This window comes from Pseudomonas fluorescens (assembly GCF_902497875.1).
Taxonomy (GTDB): domain Bacteria; phylum Pseudomonadota; class Gammaproteobacteria; order Pseudomonadales; family Pseudomonadaceae; genus Aquipseudomonas; species Aquipseudomonas fluorescens_BR.
Genome location: NZ_CABVHY010000002.1, coordinates 106,017 through 123,147, shown reverse-complemented (window position 1 = coordinate 123,147; position 17,131 = coordinate 106,017). Strand labels below are relative to the sequence as shown.

At 58.2% G+C, this 17,131-nt stretch carries 15 protein-coding genes and 2 pseudogenes; 8 read left to right on the top strand and 9 right to left on the bottom strand.

All coding sequences use genetic code 11. The annotated features are described in order from the left end of the window. Window positions 1-91: 91 nt before the first annotated feature. Window positions 92-544 (top strand): MarR family winged helix-turn-helix transcriptional regulator, encoded by a 453-nt coding sequence (locus tag F8N85_RS02030; RefSeq protein WP_150802020.1) that lies wholly within the window; start codon window positions 92-94, stop codon window positions 542-544. A gap of 11 nt (window positions 545-555) precedes the next feature. Here F8N85_RS02030 and F8N85_RS02025 read toward each other — a convergent pair whose 3' ends face one another. Together F8N85_RS02025 and F8N85_RS02020 are read right to left on the bottom strand one after the other, a co-directional pair. After that, entirely contained in the window at window positions 556-1,674 is a 1,119-nt protein-coding gene (locus tag F8N85_RS02025; RefSeq protein ID WP_150802019.1) for a transketolase-like TK C-terminal-containing protein, read from the bottom strand. 292 nt (window positions 1,675-1,966) lie between these two features. Then, window positions 1,967-2,290: a helix-turn-helix domain-containing protein gene (locus F8N85_RS02020; RefSeq protein ID WP_150802018.1), complete on the bottom strand. Its 324-nt coding sequence runs from the start codon at window positions 2,288-2,290 to the stop codon at window positions 1,967-1,969. 625 nt (window positions 2,291-2,915) lie between these two features. Between F8N85_RS02020 and mtlD the strand changes: the two genes are divergently transcribed. The 3 genes from mtlD (at window position 2,916) to F8N85_RS02005 (ending at window position 7,844) form a co-directional block, all read left to right on the top strand. Continuing rightward, the gene (mtlD, locus tag F8N85_RS02015) at window positions 2,916-5,060 is read left to right on the top strand and encodes a bifunctional mannitol-1-phosphate dehydrogenase/phosphatase (RefSeq protein WP_150802017.1); all 2,145 of its coding nucleotides are present in this window, start codon (window positions 2,916-2,918) and stop codon (window positions 5,058-5,060) included. 368 nt (window positions 5,061-5,428) lie between these two features. Next, window positions 5,429-6,940, top strand: a complete 1,512-nt coding sequence (locus F8N85_RS02010; protein ID WP_150802016.1) for a DUF3300 domain-containing protein — start codon at window positions 5,429-5,431, stop codon at window positions 6,938-6,940. 13 nt (window positions 6,941-6,953) lie between these two features. Further along, the gene (locus F8N85_RS02005) at window positions 6,954-7,844 is read left to right on the top strand and encodes a DUF2950 domain-containing protein (RefSeq protein ID WP_150802015.1); all 891 of its coding nucleotides are present in this window, start codon (window positions 6,954-6,956) and stop codon (window positions 7,842-7,844) included. A gap of 69 nt (window positions 7,845-7,913) precedes the next feature. Here F8N85_RS02005 and F8N85_RS02000 read toward each other — a convergent pair. The 6 genes and pseudogenes from F8N85_RS02000 to F8N85_RS01975 all read right to left on the bottom strand — a co-directional run bounded on the left by F8N85_RS02000 (window position 7,914) and on the right by F8N85_RS01975 (window position 11,597). Next, a pseudogene (locus F8N85_RS02000) lies at window positions 7,914-8,526 on the bottom strand (hypothetical protein). Next, a complete protein-coding gene (locus F8N85_RS01995; protein WP_191636090.1) occupies window positions 8,523-8,717 on the bottom strand; it encodes a hypothetical protein in 195 nt (64 codons plus the stop codon). Before F8N85_RS01995 ends, F8N85_RS02000 begins: the two are co-directional and overlap by 4 nt. Next, window positions 8,714-9,329, bottom strand: a pseudogene (locus tag F8N85_RS01990) (hypothetical protein). Before F8N85_RS01990 ends, F8N85_RS01995 begins: the two are co-directional and overlap by 4 nt. After that, window positions 9,326-9,520: a hypothetical protein gene (locus tag F8N85_RS01985; protein ID WP_191636090.1), complete on the bottom strand. Its 195-nt coding sequence runs from the start codon at window positions 9,518-9,520 to the stop codon at window positions 9,326-9,328. The pseudogene F8N85_RS01990 and the gene F8N85_RS01985 overlap by 4 nt, the downstream one beginning before the upstream one ends. Further along, the gene (locus F8N85_RS01980; protein ID WP_150802014.1) at window positions 9,517-10,128 is read right to left on the bottom strand and encodes a hypothetical protein; all 612 of its coding nucleotides are present in this window, start codon (window positions 10,126-10,128) and stop codon (window positions 9,517-9,519) included. Before F8N85_RS01980 ends, F8N85_RS01985 begins: the two co-directional genes overlap by 4 nt. Further along, window positions 10,125-11,597, bottom strand: a complete 1,473-nt coding sequence (locus F8N85_RS01975; protein WP_150802013.1) for a PAAR domain-containing protein — start codon at window positions 11,595-11,597, stop codon at window positions 10,125-10,127. The genes F8N85_RS01980 and F8N85_RS01975 overlap by 4 nt, the downstream gene beginning before the upstream one ends. A 441-nt stretch (window positions 11,598-12,038) precedes the next feature. On the opposite strand from F8N85_RS01975, the gene F8N85_RS01970 reads away from it, so the two are divergent. The 3 genes from F8N85_RS01970 to F8N85_RS01960 all read left to right on the top strand — a co-directional run bounded on the left by F8N85_RS01970 (window position 12,039) and on the right by F8N85_RS01960 (window position 13,471). Then, the gene (locus F8N85_RS01970; RefSeq protein ID WP_150802012.1) at window positions 12,039-12,389 is read left to right on the top strand and encodes a BON domain-containing protein; all 351 of its coding nucleotides are present in this window, start codon (window positions 12,039-12,041) and stop codon (window positions 12,387-12,389) included. Window positions 12,390-12,647: 258 nt separating this feature from the next. Further along, window positions 12,648-13,058, top strand: a complete 411-nt coding sequence (locus F8N85_RS01965) for a cupin domain-containing protein (RefSeq protein ID WP_191636089.1) — start codon at window positions 12,648-12,650, stop codon at window positions 13,056-13,058. A 26-nt stretch (window positions 13,059-13,084) separates the two neighbouring features. Further along, complete coding sequence (locus tag F8N85_RS01960; RefSeq protein WP_150802011.1) at window positions 13,085-13,471, top strand: hypothetical protein; 387 nt, start codon at window positions 13,085-13,087, stop codon at window positions 13,469-13,471. 198 nt (window positions 13,472-13,669) lie between these two features. Here F8N85_RS01960 and F8N85_RS01955 read toward each other — a convergent pair whose 3' ends face one another. Further along, window positions 13,670-14,317 carry a hypothetical protein gene (locus tag F8N85_RS01955; RefSeq protein WP_150802010.1) on the bottom strand — a complete coding sequence of 216 codons (648 nt, stop codon included), beginning with the start codon at window positions 14,315-14,317 and terminating at the stop codon, window positions 13,670-13,672. A 737-nt stretch (window positions 14,318-15,054) separates the two neighbouring features. Between F8N85_RS01955 and F8N85_RS01950 the strand changes: the two genes are divergently transcribed. Continuing rightward, on the top strand, window positions 15,055-17,112 hold the full coding sequence (locus tag F8N85_RS01950) for a hypothetical protein (RefSeq protein WP_150802009.1): 2,058 nt from the start codon (window positions 15,055-15,057) through the stop codon (window positions 17,110-17,112). Window positions 17,113-17,131: the final 19 nt, after the last annotated feature.

The following is a 17,131-nucleotide window of genomic DNA, read 5'->3' as shown; positions in this document are numbered from 1 at the left end:
ATGTTTGTAGTTGCAATTGCAACTACATGCCGAAGTTATCGTGCTGCGCGCTACAATTGCAACTAAATCGATTTCATTGGAAGGGTGAAGCATGTCTTCAAGCGAGCCGGATACCTGGTTCAGATTCGTCAGGGCTCACCGCTGCCTGATACGGGAAATCGAGCGCCGTCTGGCTGCGGCCGGGTTGCCTGCTTACGCTTGGTACGATGCGTTGTGGGGGTTGGAAAGCGGCCCCAATGGCACCCGGCGCATGAATGAGCTGGCCGATGTGATGGCCATCGAACGCTATAACCTCACGCGCTTGATCGACCGCCTGGAAGCCGAGGGCCTGGTGGCGCGCAGTCGCGCCAGCGATGACGGCCGTGGAGCCTGCGCCTCCATTACCGAGAGCGGCAAAGTGTTGCGCAAGAAGATGTGGCAGATTTACGAAGGCGCCGTTGACGAACTGTTTCTGGCGCAATTCGATGATCAGCAACAGCGCTTCTTCAGTGATGCGCTGGAGCGCGCGGCCAGTGCCGCCCGCAACAGCTCGCGAGCGGTGTGAGCGCTGTTGGTTCATAGCAGTAGATAACGCCGCATCGCCCGCTCGACGTACGCCTGGGGGAGCTTGTCTTCCTGGGCCAGGGCTCGTAGCGCCAGGGTGACAATCCAGCGCTTGTCCACTGTCTTGCCCGAGGTCGGTCCGCAAGGTAGCGATTCGGTTGAGTCCGCGCCGAGTGCGACGAAGCGCGAAGTGATGTGCGCGCCGATCTGCTCGGCTACATGCTGTGCGTAGCCGGTCACCGCAATGACCGGGGAGTCCTCGGCATTCAGGCATTCGCGCAAGTGCGAGGAGCGCCGGGGCACGCCGGGATGCACTCGGTTCCAGCGTTGTGCGCTATCGGCATCCCGCGCCAGACGGGTATAGCTGGGACAACTCCAGAGTTCACTGGCCACGCCCCAGTCGTCACGCAACATCCGCGCCGCCGAAATCACTGCGCGCAAGGCCAGGCCCGCACCGAGCAGGCGAACCCTTGGCTGCTCCGTGCCAGTCTCCATCTCGCTGACTTTGTACATGCCTTTGAGCGCCTGGCTCGTGCTGAGGCTACTCATGGGCCCTATGAAGTCATTGGGCTCATCGTGAAGCGCCATATAATAAAACCCGTGACTGCCTTCGACGTACAGGCTCTGCAAGGCTGCAAGCGTAATGGCTCGTGCCTCCGCGCCGCTGGCTGGATCGAAGGGCAGGCATTGCGGATTGGCAGTTAGCCAGAGCGGGACCCAGGGATGAGCGCCCTTGGGCCAGGTGGAGGGCAGCGTTTCAATGTCGTTGCAGAAAATCCCGCGCTGAGCGGACTCGCTCGACAGCGCGCAGAGCTCTGCCGAGGTCGAGGAACTGGTCAGGTACAGCAGGGGTTTTTCGCTGGAGCGCGCCTGTGGGCTGAACCGCAGTGGCCAGGCGCTGATTCGTGTGTGCGCTGCTTCAACGCCTGGCTGCTGGTTGGATCGCACCACCCAGATATTCCTCGCTGTTCCCGGATCCCTTTCCAGGCGATCGGCGATATCGATCATGGTGTCGAGCGGTGAAGAGCATCCTTCATCGGGCTGTTGGGCTATCGCTTGGATTTTTTCGATACAGGCCTGAGCGGCCAGGCCGGTCTCCCGGGTTGTGCTGAAACTGGAAAAACCGATCATATTTCATGGCGCTCCGTGCGGTCCGTCGTCGATGCACCATACGGCAGGATTTAATATGATTGCAAATGCAATGATATTCGGAAAGCAATGAGTTGATCCCATACCAGGATTTTCTATGGCGGCTGGGAAGTCGTTGTGTTTGGGGGAGGGGGTTAGCGAGCAGACCTGGAGCAGATGCCGTGGTGCAGATCCGGAGAGATATCCGGGGCAAAACACCTCGGGAATCCTGGTGTAATGGTACTGGACTTGGGTGTTTCAACTACCAGTCGATAGATTTCCGTTAACTAACTCGCTAGCTGGCAGGTGACGGCGTAATGACTATTTGCGGCGACGCCCCGGCATCGTTGGAGGGCAGGGTGACGTGAGTGCGAAAGCCGAGCTGATCCAGCATGTCCATCATGGCATCGAGGGTAAATTTCTCGATGTTGCCATTGGCCAGTTCGGAGACACGCGATTGAGGGACGTTCAGCCTGGCGGCGGCTTCAACTTGCTTGAGACCGAGCTTTTTGATGCAGTCGGTGATGAACAGCGATAGCTCCATTCTCAAGGCCATCTTGCTCGCGGTTTCTGCGTCTTGGGTGACGTGAAACGGGTGGTCGTGGCGTCGAAATGCTATGGGCTGCCTCGCAACAATATCTACTATTTATGCAGATACCGTAACAGTTCACGGCGCTCCCGGCTAATCGCAAACAACCCGCGCGGGACCAGTTGACCTCTCTACCATGCGTCCGCCAGCCTTGATTTAGGCGCTCCGTATGCTGTATAGCTAATAGGACGATTAGCCACATCGCAGGAAATTACACGCCCATATGCATGGAATCACACGTATCGATCGCCTGTTCGGCCCACTGTCCGCATCCCTGATTGCGCACTGTGGGCCTCACGTAAAATGCTGCGCTGGCGCAGCCACAGGGCTTGTTACTCGCCTCTCCGCTTTACACCGCCTGCGACCTTGTTTGTCTGGCAGCTGCGCCGATCGGCGCCATCGATACGTCCCTCCGCCTGCCTTTTTCTGATCGTTAGCCACTGACCCGGCGCGTCCTTTTCCGTTTGTCACGGGAAGTTCTGCTTCGCCTGGCTTTTTCTATCTTCATCACCACCTGAGCGAGACACCGCCCGGTCGGCATTCCAGCCTCGAACGGCCCGCGTCCGCTACACGGCACGACTGCGTGCTGCCGCACTGCCTCTCCCACGAAGCTGGCTTGCGGCGCGCCTCCCCACGTTACAAGGAGTATCAGCCTATGATTTTTTTCCAGGGTAAAAGAATATTCAGCGCCATCTTCGATATGGATGGCACCATGTTTGACACTGAGCGCCTGCGTTTCAAGACCCTTAAGCAGGCCTCCAGCGAGATTTTCGGCACGCCGCTGAGCGAGGAAACCCTGATCGGTTCCCTCGGCCTGAGCGCGAAGAAAGCCGAAGCCCTGGCGAAGGCGAACCATGGTGAAGACTTCCCCTACGCCGAGATCCGCCAGCGCGCCGATGAACTCGAGTTGGCGTTTGTGCGCAATCACGGGGTGCCGATCAAGGCTGGCTTGCTGGAGGTGCTGGAGCGGTTGCGCAAGTACGGCCTGACCATGGCGGTCGCGACCTCAAGCCGTCGGGCCATCGCCGAGGAATATTTGATCAATGCCAACGTGCTCAAATATTTCGACATCACCGTCTGTGGCGACGAAGTCAGCCACGGCAAGCCCCATCCCGAAATCTTCCTGAAGGCGGCCAGCGCACTCAATTGCCTGCCGGGCAGCTGCTTGATGTTCGAAGACTCTGAAAACGGCCTGCTGTCGGCGATCCGCGCCGAGGGGCAACCGATCCTGATCGAGGACATCAAGCCGCCAGCGCCCGAAGTCAAAGCCGGCGCGCTCAAGGCTTATCGCAACATGCAGGAATTTCTCGGTGACTTGAGCGAATGCATGCCCGACCTCGGCACGCCCGAGCTGACCGAGGCCTTTCCTACGGCACTCAACCAGTTCCGCGTGGGCATCCACGGTTTCGGCGCGATCGGTGGCGGCTACCTGACACAGGTGTTCTCCCACTGGGACGGCTACACCCGGCCCTGTGAAATCATCGCCGCCACCCGGTCGCGGATGCTCCGCGAGACGGTCACCGCCTTCGGCAGGTTCAGCGTGCGCTACGGTGCCACGTCCTTCGACCAGACCATCGAAAACCTCCGAATGATCGACATGGACGATGCCGAAGCGGTGATCGACATGTATGACGTCGCGGAAGTCATCGGGCTCAGCCTGCCCGAGGCGGCTATTCGCAAACAGGCCGGGGTGATTGCCAAGGGCCTGATCCGCCGCTTTGAACGCCGTCGTCGCGAGCTGACGATCCTCATCGTGCTGAACAAGGTGGGCGGCGCCGCCTTCGTTCGCCGACAGGTCGAAGCGGAGCTGGGGCGTATGTGCTCAGCTGAGTTCTGCCAGAAGGTTCTGGAGAAGACCCACTTTGCCGAAACAGTGGTCAGCCGCATCGTCTCCAAGATCTCCACCGATGCCCTGCTGCGCCAGCTGCGGATCAAGTCGAAGATCTTCCAAAACAGCATCAACGACGAGCAGATCGACCCCCAGGCAAAGCCGACGACACCGGTTCCCGAGTACGAACGGCTGATCGGTCGCTTCCGGCCCTTCACCCAGTCGAGCAACGCGCTTAGCCAGTTGCACTTGATCCTGTTCAACAGCGAACCGGACATGCCCCTCTACGTCGAGCGCGGGAGCAATCTGCTGGAGCGGTTGCGCCAAGTGAAGACCGTGGAAGACATCACCCAGACCCAGGTAATCAAGAACCTCCTGTGGAACGGCCCCCACGCGATCATTGCCTGGTACGCCAGCCTGTTGGGGCATTCCTTGCTGGGGCAGGGCATGGGCGACCCGCGTGTCGCCGCCCTGGCCGAACGGTTGATCCGAGAAGAAGTCGGGCCGGCCCTGGTGGCCGAAAATGCACAGATGAACGAGGCCGTCGGCGTATTCGCCAAGACATTCCTGGAGCGCTGCAAGACCTCCTTCAAGGACCCTTGCGCCCGAGTAGGCCGCGACCCCCTGCGCAAACTGCAACGCAACGAACGCATTCTGCGAAGCATCGACCTCGCCAAAAAACACGGCATCGACTCCCCCGCGCTGGAGTTCGGCACCGCACTGGCCATCCACTACGCTCTGCGCTCGACCGACAGCAAGGACCAGGAATGCCAGCTGATGAGAAAACTCTACGCTGACAGCGGCAGTATCGAGACGGTGCTGACGTATACCGGGAGCTACAACGGTAAGCCGTATCCGGGGTTGGACCCGGTCAAGGATGCGAGGTTGGTTGAGGCGATTGCCGGGCATTTTGAGCGGCTTGTGGAGCCGGAGTCGGGGCACTGGGGGTGGCCGTTGCAGGTTGGGGCGTAGTCGCTGGAAACAGGGGTAGAGCGCGATTTAGGGGTTTGAAAGGGTGGCCTGACCCCGAATAGCTTCGGTTGACAGAAGCGTCAACCTTGGCCTCGCGCACCTGCTTGGCCATTGAGCTGGGCTGGTCTCGGTCAGTTTCGACGTTCGTTACTGAGTGGGCCACGATCAAGTAATGCTTGCATCGACTGCGGTCTGGACTTTAGCTGACTTACGCGGCCAAGCGCCGCTGAGGGGCCTAGTGATCCATCCGAATAAATCGCTACGCCGCCCTTATCCCCCAGCTATGATTTACAAGATCCCGCTCCGCCGATGGCAATCGCTACGACCCTGCGTTCAGTCCCGCTTTTTCTTCCCCCGGGAGAAGCGTTATGCGTGTTTGCTATTGCTTCAGTGCAATCCTGCTCGCCGTGTTGTCTTTGTCCGGCTGTTCGGACGAGGACGAGTTCTTCACCACGAAGGCGTTCGCCGCCGCCCCCGAGGCGGGGGTAGCGGGTGCTGCGCCCGCACCCAAACCGACTGCACCGGCCGAGGCTGTCTTTGCGCCGGAGGAACTCGACCAGATGCTGGCGCCGCTGGCCTTGTATCCGGATTCGTTACTGGCCCAGGTACTGATGGCGGCGACCTATCCGGGCGATGTCGCCGACGCCGTGGCTTGGTCCAAGGCGCATCCGGACAGCAGCGGTGACGCCGCCGTGCGTCAAGTCGCGAACGAACCCTGGGACCCGAGCGTGCAATCGCTGGTCGCCTTCCCGGCAGCGTTGACGACCCTGGGCCAGGATCCGGCCTGGGTGCAGCGTCTGGGCGACGCCTTCCTCGCACAGCCCAACGCTGTGATGGATTCGGTGCAACGCCTGCGCCGGCAGGCGCAAGCCGCCGGCCACCTCGAATCCAACGAGCAACAGAAAATCATCGTGCAGCCGGCTGCGCCGGCACCGGCCAGTTCGACCGTGGTGGTGCAGCAGCCTGCCGCCACGCAGACCATCATTATCGAGCCGGCCCAGCCGCAGACCGTCTACGTACCGAGCTACAACCCGAGCGTGGTCTATGGCACCTGGGCCTACCCGTCCTACCCGCCGACGTACTATCCGCCGCCGCCGGGCTCCTACCTAGGCTCCGCGCTCGCCACCGGCCTGGCCTTCGGCGCGGGCGTGGCAATCGTCAATTCGCTCTGGGGCGACTGCGACTGGGGTGGTGGCGATATCGACATCGACGTCGACCGCTACAACAACATCAACTCCAACCGGCAGATCAACGCCAACCAGAACACCTGGCGCCACAACTCGATCAACCGCGACGGCGTGCCATACCGCGACCGCGCCAACCGCGAACAGAGCGGTCGGCGTTTGGCCGGCAGCGAACAGCGCGACGCTTTCCGCGGCCGCGATCCGGTGCGGGCCTCCCAGCGTGAGCGCGCCAGCCAGTCGCTGGCGCAGCGCGGCATCGAATCGCCGGCCACAAGCAACCGCCAGGCGCGCGAGCGGGCCGAGGCCGCGAGCCGCGATCTGCGTAAAGAACCGCAGGTGCGCGAGAGGGCTCAGGCCACGAACCGCGATCTGCGCGAACCGCAGGGGCGCGAGCGCGACCGCGCGCAAGCCAGTGCACAGACGCGCCAGACTACCCAGGCCGGTGCGCAGAAGCGCCAGAGCGTGCAAGACAATCCAAAGGCCCGCCAGCAAGTGCGTCAGCAGCAGGCCAGCGCACAGGGGCCGCGCAACAATGCCTTTTCCGGCGCCAGCAACCCCTCGCTGGCGCGAACGCAAGCCAGTCGCGGCCAAGCCAGTCACGTCGCCGCCAGTCGGCCGAAAGCCGCGCGCAGCGGCGGTCATACTGTGCAACGCCCCTCCCGAGCACCGTCTCGGGGCGGCGGCCAACGGCGCTGACAGGAGACTCGCCATGAATGCTGCATTGCGTATTTTCCCGGTTGTGCTGCTGGCGTTTCTGGCCCAGGACGTGCTTGCGCAGCAGGCCTTTCCCAGTCCGGACGCCGCCGCCGAGGCCCTGGTCGCCGCGCTCGGCACCAAACAGGCCGATCCTGTGCGCCTCGCAGCCTTGCTCGGCGCCGACTGGCGCGCGTATATCCCGCTCGCGGGCGTCGACCGCGACGATGTCGATGCCTTCCTCGCCCGCTACCGGGAAAAGCACAGCACCCAGCCCGACGGGCAAGGCCAAGTGCATCTGGTGGTCGGCACCGACCCCTGGACGTTGCCGCTGCCGATCATGCAGGGCAAGGATGGCTGGGCCTTCAACGCCAAGGCCGGCGGCGAGGAGATCCGTGAGCGCCGCATCGGTCGCAACGAACTGGCCACCGTGCAGTCGGCGCTGGCCTACTACGATGCCCAGGTGGACTACGCCGAGGTCGACCGCGACGGCGACGGCGTGCTTGAGTACGCGCAGAAGTTCATCAGCAGCAACGGCAAGTACGATGGTCTGTACTGGGCCGAGGAGCCCGGTATAGAAGAGAGCCCGCTCGGCCCATTGTTCGGCGACGCCAAGCCCGACGGCGACTGGCATGGCTACCATTACCGTATCCTCGACGCACAAGGGCCATCAGCGCCGGGCGGCGCTTACAACTATAAGCTCGGCGACAACATGAGCCGCGGCTTCGCCCTGATCGCCTGGCCAGTGAAGTACGGCGACAGCGGCGTGATGAGCTTCATGATCAGCCACGAAGGCCAGGTGTTCGAGAAAGACCAGGGTCCGGACAGCGCGAAACTGGCGACGGCCATGCACCGCTTCGATCCGGATAGCAGTTGGAGCGATGTCGAAGAGCAGCCGGTGCCTTGAGCGCGGGTGAAGACAAAAGGAAAAAAGGAAAAAGGGGACGGATCTATTTTCGGTCCTCAACGCGCCGGGTCATGGCTTTACCCACGGCGTGGCCAGGGCCAGCGTGATGAGGTAGCGCTCCTCTGTGGGGCGCTTATGATCCTTGAAGCGATTAACCACCAGCATCACTTGATACTGGTTGCCGGCTTGCCAGTAAGTTTTGCCGCCTTTGTTCACGTCGCGCAATCGGGCACGCCATTGCGGCGTGTCGGCGAACGATGGAAAGTCCATCCGGGTTGGCGTCCAGCCGCCTATGCGCCATTGCTCCTGCAAATCCAGCACGACCTTGAGTGTATCGTCGAGCAATAGCGGCTCGATTTGTGGGGACATACGGACATCGCTGACTAGCTCATCATCGAAACTAATGCTGAAGAAGCGAGCCAGTGGGGTCACGAACCCGTATTGGGGGTCTATGAAACGAAGGCGGGCATCAGACATTGGGAATGTTGAACCAGTAATGCCCAGGAATGGCTGGATCAATGGTGGAGCTGGAGCGCTGACGCATGGTTTCCCAAGGCTCGCCAATCACCAGCGCGATCTCCGGTTCACTCGATTGCACCTGAATCGCCGCCACCGTAAGGAGGGCAGCGACCGCCAGTGCAAATACCGCGCCCCGCCAGCCGAGATGCGCGAGCCAACTCATCGCACGCCCCGGCCTGCAGCGATATCCTGAATCGCCCGTTCGATCCGGTGGCGATTGCCGTCACGCAGCAGCTCATCAAACCGCGCCGCTGCATTGAGCCCGAAGGGCATGCGCTGATGGATGTCGGACAGATCGGCCATGGGGTTATTGCCGAAGCCAACGGTGCGTCCGTCATCAAGGCGCAGGGTCAAGACCCACCCCATGGGCTGGCAAGTGCCAGCGTGATGAGGTAGCGCTCCTCGTCGGGGCGCTTGTCATCCTCGAAGCGCCCGACTATTAGCATCACTTGATACTTGTCATCTGCTTTCCAGTAAGCAACACCGCCTTTGTTCTCGTCTTGCAATCGGGCACGCCATTGGGGGGTGTCGGCGAACGATGGAAAGTTCTTGACCCGGATTGGCCTCCACCCGCCTTGGCGCCATTGCTCCTGCAAATCCAGCACGATCTTGAGCGTGTCGTCGAGCAACAGTGGCTCGATCTGCGGGGACATCCGGACACTGTTGATCAGCTCATTACGGTAAATAACCGTGAAGAAGCGGGCCAGTGGGGTCACGAACCCGTATTGGGGGTCTATGAAACGAAGGCGGGCATCAGACATTGGGAATGTTGAACCAGTAATGCCCAGGAATGGCTGGATCAATGGTGGAGCTGGAGCGCTGACGCATGGTTTCCCAAGGCTCGCCAATCACCAGCGCGATCTCCGGTTCACTCGATTGCACCTGAATCGCCGCCACCGTAAGGAGGGCAGCGACCGCCAGTGCAAATACCGCGCCCCGCCAGCCGAGATGCGCGAGCCAACTCATCGCACGCCCCGGCCTGCAGCGATATCCTGAATCGCCCGTTCGATCCGGTGGCGATTGCCGTCACGCAGCAGCTCATCAAACCGCGCCGCTGCATTGAGCCCGAAGGGCATGCGCTGATGGATGTCGGACAGATCGGCCATGGGGTTATTGCCGAAGCCAACGGTGCGTCCGTCATCAAGGCGCAGGGTCAAGACCCACCCCATGGGCTGGCAAGTGCCAGCGTGATGAGGTAGCGCTCCTCGTCGGGGCGCTTGTCATCCTCGAAGCGCCCGACTATTAGCATCACTTGATACTTGTCATCTGCTTTCCAGTAAGCAACACCGCCTTTGTTCTCGTCTTGCAATCGGGCACGCCATTGGGGGGTGTCGGCGAACGATGGAAAGTTCTTGACCCGGATTGGCCTCCACCCGCCTTGGCGCCATTGCTCCTGCAAATCCAGCACGATCTTGAGCGTGTCGTCGAGCAACAGTGGCTCGATCTGCGGGGACATCCGGACACTGTTGATCAGCTCATTACGGTAAATAACCGTGAAGAAGCGGGCCAGTGGGGTCACGAACCCGTATTGAGGGTCTGTGAAACGAAGGCGGGCATCAGACTTGGGAATGTTGAACGAAACTTGCCCGGGAATGGCGGGACCAATGACCGCACTGGAGCGCTGGCGCATGGACTCGTAAGGCTCGCCAATCACCAGTGCGATTTCCTTTTCCGATTGCAATTCAATAGCCCCCCACGCAAGGAGTCCGACAACGACCAGCCCGACCCCGCCACGTCGCCAGCCCACCTGTGCGAGCCAATTCATCGTACGCCCCGGCCTGCGGCGATATCCCGAATCGCCTGTTCGATCTGGTGGCGATTGCCGTCATGCAACAGTTCGTCAAACTGCGCCGCGGCCTTGAGCACGAAGGGCATGCGCTGATGGATATCGGACAGGTCGGCCATGGGGTTGTTGCTGAAACCAATGGTGCGTCCATCATCGACAGGACGGCACTGGCTGGCCAGTGTCAGTTCGATGGCTTGCGCGACGCCGGACGGGATGCCTGTGACGTAGGTGACGTGGTTGCCGCGCAGCAGAGCTACCAATTTCGAGTTGCTGTACATCACCGGTTGCAGGATGTTGACCTGTTCGTGCGTCGCAAGAGACTTAACACTTTCGGCGATATTGCCAGCCTCAATGGCCTGGAAGGCTTGCAGGATTTCCTTGTAGTCATGACCGAACCTTAGTTTCTTCTGCCCGACCGGCCATAGCACCGGGTGCTGGTCATGCCCATAAATGTTTTGACGCGACTCCAAACAGGTTTCGAGCGCCTGCAACCCACGCTCCTGGTAAAAAACATGCAGCGGAAATATATCCAGAAACAGCGTGGTATTGCCCATGGCCAGCATTTCGTACACGTACTGGTACAGCTGCTGCGCATACGACAGTGATTCGTCGCCACGCCCGAGGTCAATGCTCGGCAGCGGGTTGTTGCGCAGGGCTTGCTCATAATCCCGTTGTGCCTGCTCGAAGTCCCGCAGTTTCGCCTGCCTATCTCGCTCACTGCGGCTGAACAAACCAAAGAACCCTTTACTGGCGCTATTCTTCAGACCCTGTCCCGCCTCATATTCAGCCTGAATCTTATCGATCGAATCAGCGGCGTGCAGCAGGCCGCAACCGACCTGCTTGGAGGCGAAGGCTGCGAGGCCCGCCCACTGGAAACGCTGATCGTGCAGCCATAACTGGGCGTAGGCCGCATTGATCGCGCGATTACGCGCCTTGGGGTCGACGATCAACCTGCCGCCCGGCGCCACGACGGACTCGGCTCGTTGCTGGTACCCCAGCCAGAGGTTCTCGCAGACCCGTCCCGGCAATTCAGCGAAGGTCGGAGTGGGACGGCTCGCTGCAGGCGCGAAACCGGAGGGGCGCGGCTCGGTGACCGAGTGGCGGGCGGCGGCCGGTGCGGCGGGTTGAGCGGCAGCTCGGGGGCGCGGCGCGACGTCGCCACCGTCTATCTCCTGACACCTGAGGGTCTGGTTGGCAATCAGCCGGGGTGGCGGGTCGCACTTGCACTTGCAGAGGTCACCCTCCAGGGCAGCGTTGCGCCCCTCCAGCAGATCGACCAGGCGCGGGCCGTCGCAGACAATCTCCCCGGTGCTGTCGCATTCCGGACAATAGACCTCATCGCCTTCGCGGGCCATGGCCAGGCCATTGATGGTGCTGTACTGCCAGCCGGTGCGCACGGTGCCGTCGACGGTGGTTTTGGCCCCGACGGTGATGTGATAACGCCTCATGCGGTCTATGTCCTTGTTTTATCTGCAGGGACGAACACGCTAGGTAAGGCGATGGGGGAGATAAATCAGACGTTTCTTTGGTTGATGTAGGTTTGCTCTGTAATGACGCGGCTGATGACCTGTGGACGCGCGGGGAAATGGGGCGGTCTTTGTTTTTTTGAACGAGAGGGTCTGGCAATCTGAGGTGGGGAGGCCGGCCAGATGATTCTCAGATCTGTTTTCGGGGAAAGGGGCGTTTTGTATATCAAAGACAGGTGCGGACGCCCGCCGGGAGAGCGCTCCGACCGCACGCAGCGACCGCACTATAATAACGTGTGCAAATGTTTGCGTGGCGAGCACTCCAAAACGAATCAGGTATCCATAGCGCTCGCCTGACAGGCACAAAGCAGCACAGCGAATGGGACGGACAGGACGTCTGATTACGCGAGAGAGGGTTGCGCCATGAAAAATCACTCCTTCCAACATTACTCTCATGATCTGGGAATGGCCGTTCACGACACGTGGACTACCACCAAGGTGAAGTCGGCCCTGGCCTTTGCCGAACCGAGCCTTGGCCTGCACATCAATGTCAAAACCCATGCAGGCACTGTGTCGTTGAGCGGTCGCGTCAACACTCATAGACAGTGTGAACAGGCCATTGACCTGGTGCGTACGGTTCATGGTGTCGCCGAAGTTGATGCAAGCAACTTGCAGACCAATGTGTTCACGCCGGGGAGTGTTTTTAAAGCTCCCAACGCCGAAGAGAGCGCTGAAAGTCGGCGACAATCGTCAGCAAAGAGGGACGATAAATGACCATGGAGGGAAAAGGGACCGGAAAAAGACCGGAAAAAGGGACGGATGTGTTTTTCGGCTAATAGCTCAGTCCCTTTTTGCAAATCCGATCACGGAGCAACCCACTTCAAGGCCTGACTCAAGAGCTCTGCGGCTCCGCGCCAGCGGGTAGGCCGGCCGGCAGGTGGCGACCGCATTAAAGATCGCCACCAACCAGCCCTCTACATCCCGATCGACGGAATCAGGCGTCTTCCCGCAATTCCAGAGGAGGAGAGCCACATGCAAATCCATCATCTTTTCGCCCTGCTGCCCTTGTTGTGCACCGGGCTCGTCATGGCCGAGGACAAGGCAGCCACCGCGCCGCCCCCGAGCGTCGAGACAGTGATGGTCAAAGCGCTTCCCGAGTACCCCGGAAAAGAAGGGCTGATGATCACGGTGGAGTTTCCGCCCGGTGGGGCCGATCCGGTTCATCGTCACGACGCCCATGGCTTCATCTACGTACTCGAAGGCTCCATCGTCATGGGTGTGAAGGGCGGCAAGGAAGTCACGCTGACGCCTGGGCAAAGCTTCTATGAAGGACCAGAAGACGTGCACACGGTTGGACGCAACGCCAGCCAGGACAAGCCCGCCAAGTTTCTGGTGTTTCTTCTGAAGGATGCGAAAAAGCCCGCATTGATTCTAGTCGATTGACTCAAGCGATAACGTGGAGCACCACCATGAAAAGCACACTAGTTACTAAGTTCTCAAGCTCAGTCAGCCATGGCACGGTTTCGTTACTTTCCATCCTGTTGCTGGCTGCCGGCTGCGCATATAACCCCGATATAAGGCAGGGGCACGATAATGTTTCCGGGGTGACCGCCAAGGGCAACGCGGACTATATAGCCTGCATCAAGGATGATATTCAGGGAGGGATAGAGACCTTTACCGTTGAGGAGAATGGCAAAACCAAACTGTTCGTTGGAAACCTTGATCCAAATAAAGCAGCAGGGCTTGTTGAACTGTCTGGGTCTGCAGGCGGGAATTACTATTCCGTCCACCAGAGAGATGCCTGGTATGACAAGGGCAGGTTGATCAACGCGGCTATGGAGTGTTCCAGAGCTTGAAGCAATCAATTTTTCGAGGTGCGATGTACTGATTATGGACTACGAGCCCTTGTGTGAAGGGCTCGATTTTATTACCTGGAATGCCTGCCTGTTGGGGCATTCCTTGCTGGGGCAGAACATGGGCGACCCGCGTGTCAGTGCCCTGGCCGAACGGCTGATCGACAGGAAAAGGGGGCGGAATTGTTTTTTGCATCTCTTTCACACACCGAAAATTTTACCACCTAGAGCGAAGGCTCCGCCGAGGAGCGCGGCTAAGGTGACAAGGACGCTCCATAGCTGCGTAGGCTTTAGCCCGCCCAATAGTTCCGCAACAGTAAATTCTGATACGGACTTGGGCGCTGGTGTTGTCTTGACCGATGATTGTGCGAGTTTTTGTTTCCAATCAGCAAGTACGCCGTTGAACTCGGTTGTACTGAGTGCTGCGGCATCTGGTATGAGCCACTGTACATACCAGTCGTTGCCGCGCTCAAGTAAGCCTTCGCTCTTGAGACCGCTTTCAACAACGACCAGCAGAGGGTGCCCTCTGCTGTAAGCCATTGCAGCTTCGATCTGGTTCCAGGGCGTAGGTAATCTGACATTTGACAGCGATGATTCCTTGGGCCCACCGCGTTTCTCGACACCGGAAGCGAAATATGAACGTTCAAGAGCGATGACAACCGTGCCTGAACATTTGTCCAGGAGTTCGGTCACTGTCTTCAAAGGAGCATCCGAACTGAAAGTGTTTCGTCCAACAGTATGGGGAACAAGTCCTTCACTCCGAAGCCTGTCCTCCACTGCTCGAATGAATACATCCTGCTGATCAGTCGAGGCCGCACCGACGCTGACGAAGACATTTAATTCATTCATAGTTAAAGACTCTTAGCCTTTGCGCTCAAACGCATAGTTACTATTAGGCGACATCGCTGTCGCAGAACAGTTTAGCAGATACCAGATCACGCTACTTGCTATCTGCTAACTACCTGTTTCGATGAGCTATGTGAAAAACAAAGGCGATGGAGCAGTGTGAAATGCTAAATGGGCAAGACCTACTGCCGGACGGAAAAGGACGGAGCACGAATGTGTTTTTTGTCCCGTCCTGAATAAGGTTTACACCTTCTAATCTATTTTCAGGAGGACGTAATGGGATCAGGAAAAAGGAACAGCTGGTGTGTGGAAGACCTTTGCACCAAGGCGCGGGCTTCAATTGCTGCGCTGCCAGCGGGCGCGTACGTCGAGACCGAGTTGTTCGCATCTGGGAAAAGGGGACGGATTTTTTTAAGAGCCGTGTTGGCAAAGGAGACGGATTTATTTTTTTCGGTAAATAAGTCTGTCCCCTTTTCTGTCCTTTTCTGTCCCCTTTTCTGCCTTTTTTGTTGTCTCCTTTTCTGTTCTTATCAAAAAAATCCATACAAAGGAATTTTTGCTCCACCAACCGACTGACCTTGCATAGGCAGAGCTGGTGGTGCTGGAGGCGATCATGACTACAACTAGGTGCGCCTGCTTCTGTCGTAAAGATACAACGCCCAATGCACCGTATCGGATGTTAGGGCGAAACAGGTGTAAGCCTATTTCAGAGTTAGACATTCGGAAAAGGAGTCGCACAAGTGACCGTTAGCACAGACAACAGCATTGCGGAGTTTTCGACAAATGGAATTACGACCAATTTCCCGTTCTATTTCAAATTTATGGCGATCGAAGATCTTGTTGTCACATATGTAAATCCGGCTGGTGTCAGCAACGCTTTGACACTCGGCGGCCAGTACACGGTTAGTGGTGCTGGTGACGAAGATGGTGGGAGCGTCATCACGACTACCGCGCTTGCAGGCCCTGGCGAGCTTGTTGTGTCCCGGGAGATGGATGCCTTTCGGCTTACTTCCCTACGAAACCAAGGGAAACTCCTTGCTGAGACTCATGAGAACGTATTCGATCGTCGCACTATGTTGATTCAGCAGGGCTATTCGGGCTTCGCTCGGGCTTTGAAAAGATCGTTCGGGAGGGATTACTTCTCTGCGGAGAACCGCAAAATTAGTAATGTTGCCGACCCGACCGAAGGGCAAGACGCAGTAACCCGCAATTGGGTTGGCGCTTACATTGATTCTGTCTGTGGTATGGTGAATAATATTATAGGTATCGCCTACGATGGGATGACGCTGTACGACTATCTAAGAGCATATCTGTACAGAAGTGTGGACAGTATTCGTGACATGCAACTGGTTGAGACGGCTACAAATGTAAGGGTCAAGGTGTACAGCTATTACGGGGATGGCGCGGGCGGAGGTGACATTTTTCGTTTTGATCCAACGATGCCAAAGTCGGGCCACGATGGCGGAACGATTATCAGCCCTACAGTGCCGTGGGATAACTCCCCAGCGAACCTGCCGGCTTTCCTTGCCAAAACCGGTGAAACAGACCCGTCCGGGGTTGGGTGCTGGGTTCGCGAATCGAAAAAGCTAAGTGCAATGAGATTCGGCGCCCTGGTTGACGGCACCGGGGACAACACGGCAGCGCTAGCTGCCCTTGTAGCCAAGGCCACATTATCTTCTTTGAAGAGAACGTTTATAGACCTTGAAGCTGGTGATATAGCGGCAGTGACCTTTCCAAACTGGGCAGTCGAAGGAATCGTAGTTCGACCAAAGGGAAGGGTATTTTTTACCAACAATGGGATCGGTGACACGGTAATTATTGACGCCGGCCCATTACCGGCAAAGGTCAGTAACGTTTCTTTTGGTGTCGGTGGCGGGCAAATTATCGCCAGGGGCGGCCCCGCTACGATGCACGGCTTCAACGTTAGGAATATTCTTCGCTCAAAGATTATTGGCCGAGTTTATGGATGCGGAGTTACGAGCGCCGGGCTGTACACTAGGGGCGCTGTATTGAATTCGTTTGACGTGAACGTTACCAATGATGAATCAGGTGGTTGGTATCTTGGGGGGAAACCCATGTTTGGTTATATGCTCGCGGACAACGGCGTTCCAGATACGCAGACTGCCTACAACACTTTCTATGCATCCGTTCAAAGTTGTGAGTATGGAATATGGCTTCAGTCCACACTTGGCAACTATTTTCCAAGTGGTGATGCAGAGTATTGCACCGAGACCGGTATTTTTGCTGCAGTCACCGCTCTGAATGACAAATTTAATGGGATTGACCTTGAGGTAAACACGAATCGAGACATCGACTGCGGAGGTCAGTACATAGAGTTTCGTGGGTGCGATACAACAAAAGTAGTGTTCAATTCAACCGCAAAGAATTGCCAGCTTGTTGGTGGTAACCATGACGCTGTTCAAATTATCGCAGGGGCTACTGACAATCTACTGTCTCAAATTAAATATTGCCGAGGCTTGGGTGCTGCTGTAATTACTGATGCTGGCACCCGTACCAGATTCAAAGACAACATGAATCTGAAAACCGGCAGAAGTGAGGATGCACCTCAGAGAGTGGTTGCGGTGATTGTGACACTCCCGTTCTCTTTCGCCAACAATACGGGTAACCCCATCCGTTTCCATATGGCTGGCGGAACTATCGGTAATGTGACGCTGAGTCAGAATGGCTTCACGGCTGTAGTGCCTTATCCGATGGCGCCGTTATGGATGTTGCCAGGCGAGACGGTTACAGCCATCGGGACAGTGGCACCACCTGATGCAAAGTATTTCGTTGGTTGAAAAAAGGCCACAGTGATGA